At 54.3% G+C, this 16,838-nt stretch carries 14 protein-coding genes and 1 pseudogene; 7 read left to right on the forward strand and 8 right to left on the reverse strand.

Going from position 1 to position 16,838, the window contains the following annotated elements; translation table 11 throughout:
* Positions 1-14: 14 nt before the first annotated feature.
* From sdhB to sucD, 5 genes are all read left to right on the forward strand, one after another.
* Positions 15-731 (forward strand): succinate dehydrogenase iron-sulfur subunit SdhB, encoded by a 717-nt coding sequence (sdhB, locus tag GVK32_RS19800; RefSeq protein ID WP_159872021.1) that lies wholly within the window; start codon positions 15-17, stop codon positions 729-731.
* A gap of 507 nt (positions 732-1,238) precedes the next feature.
* Positions 1,239-4,046 (forward strand): 2-oxoglutarate dehydrogenase E1 component, encoded by a 2,808-nt coding sequence (sucA, locus tag GVK32_RS19805; protein WP_159872023.1) that lies wholly within the window; start codon positions 1,239-1,241, stop codon positions 4,044-4,046.
* A 14-nt stretch (positions 4,047-4,060) separates the two neighbouring features.
* The gene (gene odhB / locus GVK32_RS19810) at positions 4,061-5,281 is read left to right on the forward strand and encodes a 2-oxoglutarate dehydrogenase complex dihydrolipoyllysine-residue succinyltransferase (protein ID WP_133596866.1); all 1,221 of its coding nucleotides are present in this window, start codon (positions 4,061-4,063) and stop codon (positions 5,279-5,281) included.
* Between the two features lie 121 nt (positions 5,282-5,402).
* Positions 5,403-6,569: an ADP-forming succinate--CoA ligase subunit beta gene (sucC, locus tag GVK32_RS19815; RefSeq protein ID WP_041144637.1), complete on the forward strand. Its 1,167-nt coding sequence runs from the start codon at positions 5,403-5,405 to the stop codon at positions 6,567-6,569.
* The gene (gene sucD, locus GVK32_RS19820) at positions 6,569-7,438 is read left to right on the forward strand and encodes a succinate--CoA ligase subunit alpha (protein WP_041144638.1); all 870 of its coding nucleotides are present in this window, start codon (positions 6,569-6,571) and stop codon (positions 7,436-7,438) included. Before sucC ends, sucD begins: the two co-directional genes overlap by 1 nt.
* 109 nt (positions 7,439-7,547) lie before the next feature.
* Here sucD and GVK32_RS19825 read toward each other — a convergent pair whose 3' ends face one another.
* Genes GVK32_RS19825 through otnK form a run of 8 tightly spaced genes read right to left on the reverse strand, consistent with a single transcriptional unit; the run spans position 7,548 to position 14,307 of the window.
* The gene (locus GVK32_RS19825; RefSeq protein ID WP_159872025.1) at positions 7,548-8,201 is read right to left on the reverse strand and encodes an aspartate/glutamate racemase family protein; all 654 of its coding nucleotides are present in this window, start codon (positions 8,199-8,201) and stop codon (positions 7,548-7,550) included.
* Entirely contained in the window at positions 8,198-8,617 is a 420-nt protein-coding gene (locus GVK32_RS19830) for a heme-binding protein (RefSeq protein ID WP_159872040.1), read from the reverse strand. The genes GVK32_RS19825 and GVK32_RS19830 overlap by 4 nt, the downstream gene beginning before the upstream one ends.
* 6 nt (positions 8,618-8,623) lie before the next feature.
* A complete protein-coding gene (locus GVK32_RS19835) occupies positions 8,624-9,970 on the reverse strand; it encodes a bile acid:sodium symporter family protein (RefSeq protein WP_159872027.1) in 1,347 nt (448 codons plus the stop codon).
* Positions 9,971-9,989: 19 nt separating this feature from the next.
* Positions 9,990-10,802, reverse strand: a complete 813-nt coding sequence (locus GVK32_RS19840; RefSeq protein ID WP_159872029.1) for a 3-keto-5-aminohexanoate cleavage protein — start codon at positions 10,800-10,802, stop codon at positions 9,990-9,992.
* 34 nt (positions 10,803-10,836) lie between these two features.
* Complete coding sequence (locus tag GVK32_RS19845) at positions 10,837-11,613, reverse strand: hydroxypyruvate isomerase family protein (RefSeq protein WP_159872031.1); 777 nt, start codon at positions 11,611-11,613, stop codon at positions 10,837-10,839.
* Positions 11,594-12,400 (reverse strand): DeoR/GlpR family DNA-binding transcription regulator, encoded by an 807-nt coding sequence (locus tag GVK32_RS19850; RefSeq protein ID WP_159872032.1) that lies wholly within the window; start codon positions 12,398-12,400, stop codon positions 11,594-11,596. Before GVK32_RS19850 ends, GVK32_RS19845 begins: the two co-directional genes overlap by 20 nt.
* A 9-nt stretch (positions 12,401-12,409) precedes the next feature.
* A complete protein-coding gene (locus GVK32_RS19855; RefSeq protein WP_159872033.1) occupies positions 12,410-13,054 on the reverse strand; it encodes an aldolase in 645 nt (214 codons plus the stop codon).
* Positions 13,051-14,307 (reverse strand): 3-oxo-tetronate kinase, encoded by a 1,257-nt coding sequence (otnK, locus tag GVK32_RS19860; protein WP_159872034.1) that lies wholly within the window; start codon positions 14,305-14,307, stop codon positions 13,051-13,053. Before otnK ends, GVK32_RS19855 begins: the two co-directional genes overlap by 4 nt.
* Before the next feature lie 381 nt (positions 14,308-14,688).
* On the opposite strand from otnK, the gene GVK32_RS19865 reads away from it, so the two are divergent.
* Positions 14,689-15,210 (forward strand): hypothetical protein, encoded by a 522-nt coding sequence (locus tag GVK32_RS19865; RefSeq protein WP_159872035.1) that lies wholly within the window; start codon positions 14,689-14,691, stop codon positions 15,208-15,210.
* Positions 15,211-15,442: 232 nt separating this feature from the next.
* A pseudogene (locus GVK32_RS19870) lies at positions 15,443-16,433 on the forward strand (IS5 family transposase).
* Positions 16,434-16,838 lie beyond the last annotated feature (405 nt).

Below are 16,838 nucleotides of genomic sequence, written 5' to 3' on the forward strand. Positions count from 1 at the left end.
GCGGAGACAGGAAAATGAAACTCGAGTTTTCAGTTTATCGTTATAACCCGGACGTTGACGATGCTCCGCATATGCAGGATTACACCCTGGAAGCGGAAGAAGGTCGCGACATGATGCTGCTGGACGCGCTGATGCAGCTGAAGGAAAAAGACCCGTCGCTCTCATTTCGCCGTTCCTGCCGTGAAGGGGTCTGTGGCTCCGATGGTCTGAACATGAATGGTAAAAACGGTCTGGCGTGCATCACGCCGATCTCCGCGCTGAATCAGCCGGGTAAGAAGATTGTTATCCGTCCGCTGCCAGGTTTGCCGGTTATCCGCGATTTGGTTGTAGACATGGGGCAATTCTATGCACAATATGAGAAGATTAAGCCTTACTTGTTGAATAATGGGCAAAATCCTCCGGCTCGTGAGCATCTGCAGATGCCAGAGCAGCGTGCGAAACTCGACGGGCTGTACGAGTGCATTCTGTGCGCATGTTGTTCAACGTCCTGCCCGTCGTTCTGGTGGAACCCGGACAAATTTGTCGGCCCGGCAGGCTTACTGGCGGCGTATCGCTTCCTGATCGACAGCCGCGATACCGAAACCGACAGCCGCCTGGAAGGGTTAAGCGATGCTTTCAGCGTATTCCGCTGTCATAGCATTATGAACTGCGTCAGTGTTTGTCCTAAGGGATTGAACCCGACGCGCGCCATCGGCCATATCAAGTCGATGCTGCTGCAGCGCAGTGCGTAAGTAACCCGGTCTGTCCCGGATGGCGCTATCGCTTATCCGGGCTACCCGAAGCAGTAGCCCCGGCAGCGTTTGTGCCGCCGGGAAATGAATACCCTAAATAATTCGAGTTACAGGAAGGCGGCGACGCCGCGAATCCCCAGGAGCTTACTCAAGTAAGTGACTGGGGTGAGTGAGGAAAGCCAACGCACATGTAACTTGAATTATGAAGGGGATGGCAGGAAATCTTTAAAAACCGCCAAATATGTACCAGTAATCAAGGCGTTCAGAGCGAGGTAAGGCGGCAACTGAACGCATCCCCGGGAGCATAGTGAACTATGTTACTGGGGTAAGTGAAGGCAGCTAACGCAACCGCAGCCTGAACGCCGAAGATTAATGGCAGTTTTTAAAGGTTCCTTAGCGGACGCAGAAGCCACAACTCGTCCGTAATGAGTGAACCCCGGCACGTACAATCCATGTGCGTGGTAGTTTCTACGGCGAAATAAGCATATAAATGCTTAAGGGATCACGATGCAGAACGGCGCAATGAAAGCCTGGCTGGACTCTTCTTACCTCTCTGGTTCGAACCAGAGCTGGATAGAACAGCTCTATGAAGACTTCTTAACCGATCCTGACTCTGTTGACGCCAACTGGCGTTCTATGTTCCAGCAGTTACCTGGCACCGGAGTCAAACCGGATCAATTTCATTCCAAAACGCGTGATTATTTCCGTCGATTGGCGAAGGATGCCTCACGTTACACTTCTTCGATTTCCGACCCTGACACCAATGTGAAGCAGGTTAAAGTCCTGCAGCTCATCAACGCCTATCGCTTCCGCGGTCACCAGCATGCGAATCTCGATCCGCTGGGACTGTGGAAACAGGATAGAGTGGCAGATTTAGACCCGGCATACCACGATTTGACCGAGGCCGATTTCCAGGAAAGTTATAACGTAGGTTCCTTTGCCATCGGGAAAGATACGATGAAGCTGGGCGAGCTGCTGTCAGCGCTCAAACAGACCTACTGCGGCGCTATCGGCGCGGAATACATGCATATCACCTCTACCGAAGAGAAGCGCTGGATCCAGCAGCGTATTGAATCGGTAGCAGGGAAAGCCAGCTTTACCGCTGAAGAGAAAAAACGCTTCTTAAACGAACTGACCGCCGCTGAAGGTCTGGAACGCTACCTCGGCGCGAAATTCCCGGGCGCGAAACGCTTCTCGCTGGAAGGCGGCGATGCGCTGATCCCGATGCTCAAAGAGATGATCCGCCACGCTGGCAAAAGCGGCACCCGCGAAGTGGTGCTGGGCATGGCGCACCGCGGCCGTCTGAACGTGCTGGTCAACGTCCTCGGTAAAAAGCCGCAGGATCTGTTTGACGAGTTCGCCGGCAAGCATAAAGAACACCTCGGCACCGGCGACGTGAAGTACCACATGGGCTTCTCTTCCGATATGGAAACCGAAGGCGGTCTGGTACACCTTGCGCTGGCGTTTAACCCGTCGCACCTCGAAATCGTCAGCCCGGTGGTTATCGGTTCCGTGCGCGCCCGTCTGGATCGTCTTGACGAGCCAAGCAGCAATAAAGTACTGCCGATTACCATTCACGGCGACGCCGCGATCACCGGTCAAGGCGTGGTTCAGGAAACCCTGAACATGTCGAAAGCCCGCGGTTACGAAGTGGGCGGTACCGTACGTATTGTTATCAACAACCAGGTGGGCTTCACCACCTCGAACCCGCTGGACGCGCGCTCCACGCCGTACTGTACCGATATCGGTAAGATGGTTCAGGCGCCGATCTTCCACGTTAACGCGGATGACCCGGAAGCCGTGGCTTTCGTTACCCGCGTGGCGCTGGATTTCCGCAATACCTTCAAACGCGATGTTCTGATCGACCTGGTGTGCTACCGCCGTCACGGCCATAACGAAGCCGACGAGCCGAGCGCAACCCAGCCGCTGATGTATCAGAAAATCAAAAAGCATCCGACTCCGCGCAAAATCTATGCTGACAAACTCGAGCAGGACAAAGTTTCGACGCTGGAAGACGCAACCGAGCAGGTCAACCTCTACCGCGACGCGCTGGATGCCGGCGAATGCGTGGTAGAAGAGTGGCGTCCGATGAACCTGCACTCCTTTACCTGGTCGCCGTACCTCAACCACGAGTGGGATGAGGGCTACCCGAGCAAGGTAGAGATGAAGCGCCTGCAGGAACTGGCTAAGCGCATCAGCACCGTGCCTGAAAGTATTGAAATGCAGTCTCGCGTCGCCAAAATTTACGGCGATCGTCAGGCGATGGCGGCCGGAGAGAAGCTGTTCGACTGGGGCGGGGCGGAAAATCTGGCCTACGCGACGCTGGTTGATGAAGGCATTCCGATTCGTCTGTCCGGTGAGGACTCCGGTCGCGGCACCTTCTTCCACCGCCACTCGGTTATTCATAACCAGGTGAACGGCTCAACCTATATTCCGCTGCAGCACGTGCATAACGGCCAGGAGCATTTCAAAGTCTGGGACTCCGTGCTCTCTGAAGAAGCGGTACTGGCGTTTGAATACGGCTATGCCACCGCTGAGCCGCGCACTCTGACTATCTGGGAAGCGCAGTTCGGCGACTTCGCCAACGGTGCTCAGGTTGTTATTGACCAGTTCATCAGCTCCGGCGAGCAGAAGTGGGGCCGGATGTGTGGCCTGGTGATGCTGCTGCCGCATGGCTACGAAGGCCAGGGCCCGGAGCACTCCTCCGCGCGTCTGGAACGCTATCTGCAGCTCTGCGCAGAGCAGAACATGCAGGTCTGCGTACCCTCTACGCCGGCTCAGGTTTACCACATGCTGCGTCGTCAGGCGCTGCGCGGTATGCGCCGTCCGCTGGTGGTGATGTCACCGAAGTCGCTGCTGCGCCACCCGCTGGCGGTTTCCAGCCTCGACGAGCTGGCAAACGGCACCTTCCTGCCGGCGATCGGTGAAGTGGACGATCTCGACCCGAAAGCCGTGAAGCGCGTAGTACTGTGCTCTGGTAAAGTTTATTACGACCTGCTGGAGCAGCGTCGTAAGAACGACCAAAAAGATGTCGCTATCGTGCGCGTAGAGCAGCTCTATCCGTTCCCGCATCAGGCGGTACAGGAAGCGCTGAAGCCTTATGCGCAGGTGCATGATTTTGTCTGGTGTCAGGAAGAACCGCTCAACCAGGGCGCGTGGTACTGCAGCCAGCATCACTTCCGCGAAGTGATTCCGTTTGGGGCCTCTCTGCGTTATGCAGGCCGCCCGGCCTCCGCCTCTCCGGCGGTAGGATATATGTCCGTTCACCAGAAACAGCAACAAGATCTGGTCAATGACGCGCTGAACGTCGATTAATTAAAGGATACATAATGAGTAGCGTAGATATTCTGGTTCCCGATCTGCCTGAGTCCGTAGCTGACGCGACCGTTGCGACCTGGCATAAAAAACCGGGCGATAGCGTCCAGCGTGATGAAGTGCTGGTGGAAATCGAAACTGACAAAGTGGTACTGGAAGTACCGGCATCAGCGGACGGCATTCTGGAAGCAGTGCTGGAAGACGAAGGCGCAACCGTGCTTTCTCGTCAAATTCTGGGCCGCCTGCGTGAAGGTAACAGCGCTGGCAAAGAGTCCGGTGCGAAGGCCGATGCGAAAGAGTCCACCCCGGCTCAGCGTCAGCAGGCTTCTCTGGAAGAGCAGAGTAACGATGCGCTCAGCCCGGCGATCCGTCGCCTGCTGGCTGAACATAACCTCGATGCGAGCGCGATCAAAGGCTCCGGCGTTGGCGGCCGTCTGACCCGTGAAGATGTTGAAAAACATCTGGCGGCAGCGCCGGCTAAAGCGGAAACCAAGGCGCCGGCTGCGGCCGCGGCTCCGGTTGCTCAGCTGGGCCACCGCTCCGAAAAACGCGTTCCGATGACCCGCCTGCGCAAACGCGTGGCCGAGCGTCTGCTGGAAGCGAAAAACTCTACCGCCATGCTGACGACCTTCAACGAAGTCAACATGAAGCCGATTATGGATCTGCGTAAGCAGTACGGCGACGCGTTTGAAAAACGTCACGGCATCCGCCTGGGCTTTATGTCCTTCTACGTGAAAGCGGTCGTGGAAGCGCTGAAGCGCTATCCGGAAGTGAACGCCTCCATCGATGGCGACGACGTGGTTTATCACAACTACTTCGACGTCAGCATGGCCGTATCGACGCCGCGTGGCCTGGTAACGCCGGTTCTGCGCGATGTCGATCTGCTGGGCATGGCGGATATCGAAAAGAATATTAAAGAGCTGGCACTGAAAGGCCGCGACGGCAAGCTGACCGTAGACGATCTGATCGGCGGTAACTTCACCATTACCAACGGCGGCGTCTTCGGTTCTCTGATGTCTACGCCAATCATCAACCCACCGCAGAGCGCAATTCTGGGTATGCATGCTATTAAAGATCGTCCGATGGCGGTCAATGGCAAGGTAGAAATTCTGCCGATGATGTACCTCGCGCTCTCCTACGACCACCGTCTGATCGATGGACGTGAATCGGTAGGCTTCCTGGTAGCGATTAAAGAGCTGCTGGAAGACCCGACTCGTCTGCTGCTGGACGTGTAGCGATCATGGCCCGGCAGCGTTCAGCGTGCCGGGCCAATAAAAACATCATCAGCGCTGTAAACGGCGATTTATCGCCTTACAGACTCAATGATAACGATTACCTGAAGGATGGACTGAACACATGAACTTACATGAATATCAGGCAAAACAACTGTTTGCCCGCTATGGCTTACCGGCGCCGGTGGGTTATGCCTGTACTACTCCGCGCGAAGCAGAAGAAGCCGCTTCAAAAATCGGTGCGGGTCCGTGGGTAGTGAAATGTCAGGTTCACGCTGGCGGCCGCGGTAAAGCGGGCGGTGTGAAAGTAGTTAACAGCAAAGAAGATATTCGCGCATTTGCTGAACATTGGCTGGGCAAACGCCTGGTGACCTACCAGACGGATGCGCACGGCCAGCCGGTTAACCAGATCCTGGTTGAAGCGGCGACCGATATCGCCAAAGAGCTCTATCTTGGCGCCGTGGTTGACCGTAGCTCCCGTCGCGTTGTGTTCATGGCTTCCACCGAAGGCGGCGTGGAAATCGAAAAAGTGGCGGAAGAGACGCCGCACCTGATCCACAAAATTGCTATCGACCCGCTGGCGGGCCCGATGCCTTACCAGGGCCGTGAGCTGGCGTTCAAACTGGGTCTGGAAGGTAAGCAGGTTCAGCAGTTCACCAAAATCTTCATGGGCCTGGCGAACATTTTCCTGGAGCGCGATCTGGCGCTGATCGAAATCAACCCGCTGGTTATCACCAAACAGGGCGACCTGATCTGCCTCGACGGCAAGCTGGGCGCCGATGGCAATGCCCTGTTCCGTCAGCCGGATCTGCGTGAAATGCGCGACCAGTCTCAGGAAGATCCGCGTGAAGCTCAGGCTGCACAGTGGGAGCTGAACTACGTTGCGCTGGACGGCAACATTGGCTGTATGGTTAACGGCGCAGGCCTGGCGATGGGCACCATGGACATCGTTAAGCTGCACGGCGGCGAACCGGCTAACTTCCTTGATGTTGGCGGCGGCGCAACCAAAGAGCGCGTAACAGAAGCGTTTAAAATCATCCTTTCCGACAGCAATGTTAAAGCCGTACTGGTTAACATCTTCGGCGGTATCGTGCGTTGCGACCTGATCGCTGACGGCATTATCGGCGCGGTAGAGGAAGTGGGCGTTAACGTTCCGGTGGTCGTTCGTCTGGAAGGTAACAACGCCGAACTGGGCGCGAAGAAACTGGCTGACAGCGGCCTGAATATTATTGCAGCGAAAAGTCTGACGGACGCAGCGCAGCAGGTTGTTGCTGCAGTGGAGGGGAAATAATGTCCATTTTAATTGATAAAAACACCAAGGTTATCTGCCAGGGCTTCACCGGTAGCCAGGGGACTTTCCACTCTGAACAAGCGATCGCTTACGGTACGCAAATGGTCGGTGGCGTGACGCCGGGCAAAGGCGGCACCACGCATCTTGGCCTGCCGGTGTTCAACACCGTGCGCGAAGCCGTAGACGCAACCGGCGCAACCGCAACCGTTATCTACGTACCGGCTCCGTTCTGCAAAGACTCCATTCTGGAAGCTATCGATGCGGGCATTAAGCTCATCATCACCATCACCGAAGGTATCCCGACTCTGGATATGCTGACCGTGAAAGTGAAGCTTGATGAAGCCGGCGTGCGCATGATCGGCCCTAACTGCCCGGGCGTTATCACCCCAGGCGCATGCAAAATCGGCATCATGCCGGGCCACATTCACCAGCCGGGTAAAGTGGGTATCGTTTCCCGTTCCGGTACACTGACCTATGAAGCGGTTAAGCAGACTACTGACTACGGCTTCGGCCAGTCTACCTGCGTCGGTATCGGCGGTGACCCGATCCCAGGTTCTAACTTCATCGATATCCTGAAGCTGTTCCAGGAAGACCCGCAGACCGAAGCGATCGTGATGATCGGTGAGATCGGCGGCAGCGCTGAAGAAGAAGCGGCAGCCTACATCAAAGAGCACGTGACCAAGCCGGTAGTGGGTTATATCGCCGGTGTGACCGCGCCGAAAGGCAAGCGTATGGGCCACGCTGGCGCCATCATCGCCGGCGGTAAAGGCACGGCTGACGAGAAGTTTGCTGCCCTGGAAGCGGCCGGTGTGAAAACCGTCCGTAGCCTGGCAGACATCGGCGAAGCGCTGAAATCTATCATTAAGTAAATGTAATAAAACGGCCCCTGCTATTCGATCGCTGAGAGTGAATAGCTCGGGGCCGGTCCAGTTTCGACATGGTTGGCCATCTGATGATGGCCTTTTTTTTGCCCGTAACTCAGCGTTCCGCCAGCGCCTTCAGCCAGCGAATGCCGCTCTCCGGCGAGGTCATTACCGGTACCGGCGGGGCAGGGAGCTGCTGTAACACCCGCGCCATCGACGCCTGCGCCAGCATGACCACATCCGCCTGGGTAAACGCGCTCTTTAATCCTTCGCTGACGATACGATCGTGGGTATCCATATCTCCCGCTAATAGCGCATGGAAGGCCTCTTCCATTAATATCGGCGTGACAGTGCGCTGCTGGCCGCTTTCCTGGACTTTGCGCTGCACGTAATCCAGCGTCGGCTTCAGCGTGGTAGCGACGGTTGCCAGCACGGCGATACGCTCGCCTTTACTGATGGCTTCTTCGACCATCGCGCAATCAATACGCGCAAGCTGGAGCGGGGTCATAAACTGGCACTGCTCGACCGCGGAGCCAATAGAAGAGCAGGCGGTGATGAAAATATCGCAATCCGCTTTTTCGGCGATGTGCACATAGTCAGCGATGCGGGCGGCAATATTTGGCGTTACGCCGCCGGCCTTCATCACCTGTTTAATCATGGACTCTTCGACCAGGTGCATCACGTCGACTTCCGGCATGATGTCGGCAATTAGCTGCTGCATCATGGCGAGGGTGGCGGCACTGGTGTGTAGCATGGCAACTTTTTTCATTGGGCAATCTCCTTAAGCAAATTTTCCGCGACGGCCATTGCCGCATCATGATCTTCCTGTGCTGACAGGCCGCCGACGGCGACGGCGCCCAGGCATTTACCGTCATGCAGAATTGGAACTCCGCCGGGCAGGGCGGTAAAACGCGAGTCGGCAAAATAACCGATATCCAGCTGCTCTTTTTGCAGGCGCTGCAAAAATGCCTGGGTGGTACAGCCTAAGCGGCTGCTGGTGCGCGCTTTGCGCTGGGTCAGCTCAATAGTTAACAGTTTGGCTGTATCCATGCGGGCAAAGCTCAGTAGCTCCCCACTGGCATCGCACACCGCCACGCTTAGCGGGCGATTTGCGTAACGATTCTCGGCGAGGGTGAGCGCACTCTCCACGGCACGTATTGCTTGCTGTAAGGTCAGAGTAGTCATCATGAATTATCCTTTTGAAAGATGTTCAGAAACGGGCTGATGTGTCTGTTGAGCGGCCGCTGCCTGCGCCTGGCGGGCATCTTTTTTGCGCCAGTAGTTGGCGAGCAGCGAGCCGCTGACGTTGCCAAGCGGGGTCATTACCGCCGAGGCAAGGCCGACGGTTGCCAATTTGCCCATGGCTGCGGCAAGCCCTGACGCCATGCCGCCGTTTTGCAGGCCGACTTCAAAGGCCACGGTGCGGGCGGACTGTACATCCATGCGGAAGATCCAGCGGCTCATCAGGTAGCCAATCAGGAAGCCACCGAGGTTATGCATCAGCATGGCGAAGCAGAGCAGGAAGCCGACCTGCACCAGATTGTCGCGCCCTGCGGCAGCGGCGGTAGTAGTGAAGAAAATAATCCCGATCATTGAGATGGTCGGCATAATCTTCTTAATGCTCTCGACGCGACCGTACAGCCAGTTGTAGAACAGCGCCCAGACGAGACCGCCTGCGGCAAAATTCAGCACCACCGCGTACATTTGCGCCTCTGCGCTGGCGGAGCCGAATTGTGCGTCCCAGCCACCGGCGCTCATATACAGCAGCCACAGAGCGCCAATCCCGGCCAGAATCTGCACGGTACGACGGCCGCGCACGCCAGCGTAAGTTTTCAGGTAGTCATGTAAAATCGCCGCGCCGATAGGGATGAGCACGATTTTCACCACGTCCATCACCATCGCGGTGAGCTGAATATCGATCATGGAACCGGCCAGCAAATTCACCCATAGCGGCGTCATCACCGTTGCCACCAGCGTCGAAACTGCGGCAATGGAAACGGCCAGCGCCAGGTTGGCGTTAGCTATATACACCATTACCGTCGAAGAGAGGCCGCTCGGACAGGCACCTATCAGCAGAATACCTACCGCCACTTCAGGCGGAAAATCAAAGATCAGGGTAATGCTCAGGCCAAGTAGCGGCATGATCACGAAGTGGCAGAAGGTGCCGATAAATACCGCCCACGGCATTTTGGCGACGTCGATAAAATCCTGGATCGTCAACTTAGTACCCATGCTGAACATGGTGGCCTGGATAACCAAAAACACGATCCATTTATGGGTGATATTGAAACCGCCCCAGACGATCAGATCTGTAGACCAGGTCATCGCGGCGACAAAACCGGCGATGATCCACAGCGTAAACTGATAGCTGCGCAAACCCGGCCAGTAACCCGCGCCTGCCGCAAACCCGGCAGTGAACATCACCAGTCCTGGCTGCCAGAGAGCGGGAGATTGCATCAGCGCGCCAATCGCCGCCAGCGCGATACCGGCGATGCTGATGCCGAGCCCGGCTTTATGTATAACGCTCGTCATAGTCATAATGAAATGTCCTTCCTCGTTATTGCTGCCGGGGCGGAATGGCTAACATTTGCCGCGCTATTTCTGGCGTGGCGACTTTTTTATCCATGCTACGAATCAACGTGGCAAGTTTGGCGACCTGCTGGTAATTATGTTCAGCGCGTTCTTCAGCGCTTAAATAATAACTGTCTTCAAAGCCGATACGCACTTCGCTGGCACCCATACCAACCGCGGCGGCAATAATATCGAAGTTCTTTCTGCCGAAATGGGTAATTCCCCATAACGCATCGCGTGGGATCATACTACGTAGAGCAATTAAGGCATCAACGGTGGCAGGGGTGCTGCCGCGATGTCCCAGGACGATATTAAATAACATTGGCTGTTTAAATTTAATATTATCTTGCAGGGCGAGGATGTTATTAATCATGCCAATTTCGAAAATTTCAAATTCCGGAATAATATTGCGCGCGGTAATTTGCCGGGAGCAATATTCGACATCCGGACCGGGATTAAAATAGACCACATCGCCGAGGTTGACGGAGCCGACGTTCAGCGAGGCCATTTCCACGCCGGGGCAGGTCAGCGGGGCGCAGCGTTCAGCGATGGACATCGCTGAAACACCGCCGGTTGAGGCCTGAATAATCAGGTCTGAGTGGCGCATCACGCAGTCGATGGTCGCCTGAAAATCGCTGGTGTCCGGGGTCAGGCGCCCCTGTTGATCGCGAACGTGCAAATGAACAATGGCCGCACCATGTTCCACGCTGGCGAGTATTTCCTGCGCCAGTTCTTCAGGTATCACTCTGGGGCAATCCGCAGCCACGGGCGCCAGCGAGATAATAACGGTATCCGACATTTATTCCTCCGGTACAGAGATAGAAATATTAAAATTATAGGTAAGGCGTTATCCAGCGTAATGATTCAGGTCCTGACGTCGATGGCCGATATTCACAGCCGATCCAGTCCTGATAATTCAGTTGTGCAATAAAATCGAGAATCCACGTTTCATTTAATTCTCCGGTTCCTGGTTCATGGCGATAAGGAACAGAAGCAATCTGAAAATGTTTTATCAATGGGAAATAAAGTTCAATATTTTTTACCACATCGCCGTGAATTTTCTGGCAGTGGTAAATATCAAACTGTAAACTGATATTTTTCCTGTCGATCTCGCGAATAATAGATTCGGCCAGCGGGAAATTATCAATCATATAGCCCGGCATATCCTGCGGATTTAATGGCTCAATAAGTACGTCAAGTCCCGCTTCCGCCATTACATCACAGGCGCTGCGCAATCTGTCGATCAGAAGAGTGTGCTGAGCGTTGAGGGTAAGATCATCACAGCGCAGGCCCGACATCACGTGAACCCGGCGGCAGCCTAGCGCTGTGGCATATTCCCGGGCCAGATTCAGGCTATGGCGAAACTCCTCATCGCGGCCTGGTAACGCCGCTAGTCCCCGTTCACCCTGCTGCCAGCGGCCTGCCGGGGCGTTCATTAGCACTACCGGCAGGCTGGTTTTCCTTTGAGCCGCCTGCAACGTCTCCAGCGGATGCTGCCAGAGAAACAGCCCCTCCACGCCGCGAAAACCCGCGTCTTTTGCCGCCTGAAAGCGTGCTGCTATCGGCAATTCAGTAAACAACCAGTCAAGGTTAGCCGCTAATTTCAGCATGATATTTCCCCTCCCGGCTATCGACCAGGTGCAGTTTTACCCCCTGATTGGCGATGGCTTGTTGCGCGTCATCTGGCAGCTGATTGTCAGAAATAATATCGGTTAGCTGATCCAGACCGCAGATATGGAACATCCCGTACTTGCCAAATTTACTGCTGTCGCAGACCAACACCCGGCGGCGGGAAACGGTGAGAACCGCCTCTTTAACCGAGGCTTTGCCTTCGCTGGGGGTCGACATGCCGCGCTCGGTATCCCACGACGATGAGCTGAGAAACGCCACGTCGATATTAATGGTACGCAAAAAGCTGGCGGCGCTTTTGCCAAGGCTTGAGCGGTTGCGTTGATCCACCAGACCGCCGGTGTGATAGAGGGTGATATGCGGCATGTCCATCAGGTAGTGGCTGATGGAGAAGTCGTTCGTCACCACGGTCAGATTAAAACAGTGGCTGGCGGCTACCGCTTTCGCCACTTCAAACAGCGAGGTTCCGGCATCCAGATACAGCGTTTGCCCCGGCTCAATCAGCATGGCGGCAAGCTGGCCCATTTTGCGCTTCACCTCATGATGCAGCTCCGCCTTTTCCCGCCACGGCAGCTCGGACTTCAGCAGGTTATTGAGCTTCACGCCGCCGTTAATCGAGATAACTTTGCCTTCCTCTTCCAGCAATTGAATGTCGCGGCGCACGGTCATATGCGACACGCTCATCAAGTCCGCCAGCTCATTAAATGAGGCGACGTTTTTTTCATGAACGTAGCGATAGATAAAGTCACGTCGTTGTTCGGGGATCATTATCTCACCTCACGCTCGCCGGGATTGTTCGAGTTCGGCTACCGCCTCAACTGAGAGCGGTACGTAACCGAGCGGTTTTAAGGTCAACCAGATGCGGGCGCTGTCCTCCAGCTCCTCGGCGTTAAATACCGCTTCGCGCAGCGAGCGACCACTGACGACCGGACCGTGGTTGGCCAGCAGCGCCGCCGTGTGGTCAGCGGCGATTTCGCTAAGCGCGCTGGCGATGCCTTCATGTCCAGGTTTGAAGTAGGGCAGCAGCGGCAACTGCCCGACGCGCATCACGTAGTATGGCGTTAATGGCGGCAGACAGTTTTCCGGTGTTTCACACGGCAGACAAGAGAGTGCGGTCAGCCACGGCGAATGCAGATGAACCACTGCTCCGCAGGAGGGACGGTGGCGATACCATGCCAAATGCATCGGCACCTCTTTCGACGGTTTGTCCCCGCTGAGATGAACGCCATTGGCATCCAGTTTGCTCAGCGTTGCTGCGTCCAGTTCTCCCAGGCAGGAGTTAGTTGGGGTGACCAGATAACCGCCATCCGCGAGCTTAACGCTCAGGTTGCCGGATCCGCCGCTGCTGTAGCCGCGCATAAATAGAGAGCGGCCATAATGGACGAGCTGCTCGCGAAGTTGTTGCTCACTCACCTGGCTCATGATGTGTACTCCTGGGCGGTAAAAAAGAAATCTTCGTCGCCAAAATTGCCTGACTTCAACGCCAGCGCCAGTTCGGCGGAGAAGACCCATGGAACCCCCGGGGCGATGGCCTTGCCGACGGACAGACGCGTTACCTGTAGCGCTTCCACGACGGTGCCGGATGTCTCGCCACCAGCAACAATAAAGGTGTTCACGCCTGCGGCCTGGAGCTTCGCGCTCAGCCGGGCAAACGTATGTTCAATCGCCTGGCTGGCGGGCTGCTCGCCATACTCTTGCTGAATGCGTTTTAGCGCATCAGGTGGCTGGGTGGCGTAAATCAGCGGTGCATGCGGGTCGCTGATATGCGACATGGCCCACTGCGATAGCTCATCGGTATAGCGCTCGGCGTCCGACAGGCAGCGTGCTACGTCGAGCAAACGAGAGGCCGCCGCCGTTTTATAGCGATTGACCTGACGGTTGCTCATCGCCGAACAGCTCCCGGAAAAGACCACCGCTTTGATGGGATGCGGAAAGTCTTGTGGTGGCGATGTCTGCTGAGCGCCGGCGTTGGCGGCCAGCGCGCCGCCGAGCCCGGAACCTCCGGCTAACAAGGGAGAGTCGTGCAGCGCCTGGGCTAGCATGTGGAGATCGGCTTCGTCCAGCGTATCGACAATCACGTGGCGTTTTCCTTCAGCTTTAAGGCTGGCGAGCGCGTGAGTGACTGCTTGCACACCGCTGCGAATGGTATTGAGATCAATATTGCCAACGGTATTCGGCGTTTGCGCTGACAGCAGGCGTGACAAATTGGCATCGGTCATCGGGTTAAGCGGATGTTTTTCCATGCCGGACTCGTTCAACAGAACACCGTTGACAAACAGATGACCGTGCACCACCGTGCGTCCGTTTTGCGGCAGAGCGGGGCAGTGAACGATAAGCGGGATCTGCATCGCTTCCATGAGGGCATCGCTCACCGGGCCAATATTGCCGTGCGGTGTAGAGTCAAACGTTGAGCAGTATTTGAAATAGACTTGCCTGACGCCTGCGTTTTGTTTTAGCCACCGGGCGCAAGCCAGCGATTGGGCGACGGCCTGCTCTGCGGGCAGAGATCGGCTTTTCAGCGAGATAACAATTGCATCAATTTCTTCGTTCCACTGCTGCGTAAGGTCGGGCATTCCGGGCAAGAGCGCGACTCGCCAGCCCTGTTCTGCCATAAAACTTGCGATATCCGTTGCGCCGGTAAAATCGTCGGCGATAACTCCTGTTGTGACGGCCATGACTCCACTCCGTTCAGATTGTTTACTGATTGAGCATATTATTCAGTAGTCGATTTCACATTAACATGATGATTCTCACAAACAAGAACATCATGTTAATGTATTAAAAATGTATAATCATTTGAAATATAATGATTATTGTTTCATTAGTGGTAAAATCACGCTCACAACAATCTGTGAATATTCGTTAAATTTTGAGAAGTGTTGTGCAGGGGGCGTTCCTTGACCCATCAGGGGGCGTTTGCATGAACGTTGGGTTGGTCATGCATTTTGATCAAATTCATCTGCGAAAATGAGATTAGTTTTTGCGTTTAAAGTCATTCTTTTGATGCGCTAAATTCTGCATATTAGCGGCTGACTATCAGGCTACTGGAGAATAATGTGCAGCAAAGAGACAGGGATGATGAACACCGGTTTTTCTCTTCGTTGGCAACGACCTTTTCTCGTGCAATCGGTCTGATCGCCGTGGTTATTGATACCCGTGGGGAGCAATTGCCTGACCGCTATGCAGGGTTAAATTTCTTTTCACTGCCCCTCATGTGTTTTGAAAAAGTGTGGGGATATATTATTTGTGACCACAGTAAGGCCACCGACAATAGTCATCGATTGGCGGCAGAAAGATTACTTCATTTTATTGTGAATAACGTCACGCCGGTTGAGGGGATAAAAGTGATAGCGAATAAGCAACCTCGCCGAAATAGTGATTTTTATTATGCGCAACGTCCACCGCACGAAATAAAACTGGCCTCTGTCCTACGTTATATTGATGAGCATTTATACTCGTCATACTTCAAGTTGCATGTGTGTTGGCTACGTTCGCTCACCCGAATCACTTACTGGTGTAAGCTCATCGGGATTCACTCCCTTGCCGCCGTCCTGCAACTTGAATTATTTAGAGTATAAAGTGAAAAAATATTGACAACTTATTGACGCTATTTGCGGGGCAGACACCTTGTTTAAATTGTGTTTATTGAGGTGCTGGGGTGTTATTGGGTATTATTTGATTGCTGCTAATATGCATTAATCATGGAATAGATCAATGACATCTGACGGGATAATAAAATATAACACTCGGGGATAACCTGATGTCCTTGCGCGCTTTTTTTATTCTTTAAATAATTTTTGGCTTTGTTGAATAAATCGAACTTTTGCTGAGTTAAAGGATCAGATCACGCATCATCCGGCAACACTGGCCGTCCCATGGCAAAGCAGAAGTTTAAAGTCACCAACTGGCGCAACTACAACAAGGCCCTCATCAACCGCGACTCCGTCCTTTCTGGCTTGATGACGAGGCTATTCAGGCCTGGTATGAGCCCGCCATACACACATCGCGGGGACGGCCTCAGTACTATTCTGACCTCGCCATCACCACCGTCCTGGTCGTTAAACGTGTATTCCGCCTGACCCTGCGAGCCGCACAAGGCTTTATTGATTCCATTTTTGCCATGATGGGTGTTCCTCTTCGTTGTCCGGATTACACCCGTGTCAGCAAGCGGGCAAAGTCGGTTAACGTCAGTTTTAAAACGCCCGCCCGGGGTGAAATTGCGCATCTGGTTATCGACTCCACCGGCTTAAAAGTCTTCGGTGAAGGTGAGTGGAAAGTCAAAAAGCACGGCAAAGAGCGCCGTCGTATCTGGCGAAAACTGCATCTGGCTGTTGATGCGAGTACGCATGAAGTCATCTGCGCGGACCTGTCGCTGAACAATGTCACGGACGCTGAAGCTTTTCCGGGACTTATCCGGCAAACCCACCGAAAAATCAGGTCAGCGGCGGCGGACGGAGCTTAGGATACGCGGCGATGTCATGACGAACTGCGTCGCAAGAAAATCAGCGCACTCATTCCTCCCCGAAGAAAAGGAGCGGGCTACTGGCCAGGTGAGTATGCAGACCGCAATCGTGCTGTTGCGAATCAACGGCTGAGCGGGAGCAATACACGATGGAAATGGACACCAGATTACAACCGTCGGTCGATAGCGGAAACGGCGATGTACAGGGTAAAGCAGTTGTTCGGAGGTTCGCTGACGTTGCGTGACTACGGTGGTCAGGTTGCAGAGGCCTTGGCCATGGTGCGTGCGCTGAACAAAATGACGAAGGCAGGCATGCCAGAAAGCGTGCGTATTATCTGACAACTGCAACCAGCTACGAAGATGCTTGCCCCCAAATCTGATTTATTCAACAAAGCCTGTACGCTCCGGTTTCTGTGCGCTGTCCGTGTTCAAACTGCCTGCGACAATAACGCCTGCTGGGATAGGTTCTTACTTGGGAATGAGATAGTTACGCATGCGTGTTAATTTAAAGTGAATTTAATGATAAATAAAATAAGTAAAAAATATATGGTACTGACTTGATAAAAAAAATCTGTGAGCTACGCATCATTATCCGTTTATGGCTCAGTTTTGACCGCTATTCTTCCACTCATTAAATTCCTCTCCGGCTTTAAATAAATCGACTATCATTTTCAGTAACTGATGACACCTTCGCAAAACATATCTTTAACCAATCGTTTACTAGCGTTGCACATAGTAAACATA

Origin of the sequence: Klebsiella sp. 18074 (genome assembly GCF_902705905.1) — a bacterium.
Taxonomy (GTDB): domain Bacteria; phylum Pseudomonadota; class Gammaproteobacteria; order Enterobacterales; family Enterobacteriaceae; genus Klebsiella; species Klebsiella terrigena.

Excerpts from the sequence above, each read along its gene's own strand:
- GVK32_RS19835 (WP_159872027.1), bottom strand. The coding sequence starts at position 9,970 with ATGACTATGACGAGCGTTATACATAAAGCCGGGCTCGGCATCAGCATC.
- GVK32_RS19850 (WP_159872032.1), bottom strand. The coding sequence starts at position 12,400 with ATGATCCCCGAACAACGACGTGACTTTATCTATCGCTACGTTCATGAA.
- GVK32_RS19825 (WP_159872025.1), bottom strand. The coding sequence starts at position 8,201 with ATGAAAAAAGTTGCCATGCTACACACCAGTGCCGCCACCCTCGCCATG.
- GVK32_RS19845 (WP_159872031.1), bottom strand. The coding sequence starts at position 11,613 with ATGCTGAAATTAGCGGCTAACCTTGACTGGTTGTTTACTGAATTGCCG.
- sdhB (WP_159872021.1), top strand. The coding sequence starts at position 15 with ATGAAACTCGAGTTTTCAGTTTATCGTTATAACCCGGACGTTGACGAT.
- sucD (WP_041144638.1), top strand. The coding sequence starts at position 6,569 with ATGTCCATTTTAATTGATAAAAACACCAAGGTTATCTGCCAGGGCTTC.
- sucC (WP_041144637.1), top strand. The coding sequence starts at position 5,403 with ATGAACTTACATGAATATCAGGCAAAACAACTGTTTGCCCGCTATGGC.
- GVK32_RS19840 (WP_159872029.1), bottom strand. The coding sequence starts at position 10,802 with ATGTCGGATACCGTTATTATCTCGCTGGCGCCCGTGGCTGCGGATTGC.
- GVK32_RS19855 (WP_159872033.1), bottom strand. The coding sequence starts at position 13,054 with ATGAGCCAGGTGAGTGAGCAACAACTTCGCGAGCAGCTCGTCCATTAT.
- sucA (WP_159872023.1), top strand. The coding sequence starts at position 1,239 with ATGCAGAACGGCGCAATGAAAGCCTGGCTGGACTCTTCTTACCTCTCT.
- odhB (WP_133596866.1), top strand. The coding sequence starts at position 4,061 with ATGAGTAGCGTAGATATTCTGGTTCCCGATCTGCCTGAGTCCGTAGCT.
- GVK32_RS19830 (WP_159872040.1), bottom strand. The coding sequence starts at position 8,617 with ATGACTACTCTGACCTTACAGCAAGCAATACGTGCCGTGGAGAGTGCG.
- otnK (WP_159872034.1), bottom strand. The coding sequence starts at position 14,307 with ATGGCCGTCACAACAGGAGTTATCGCCGACGATTTTACCGGCGCAACG.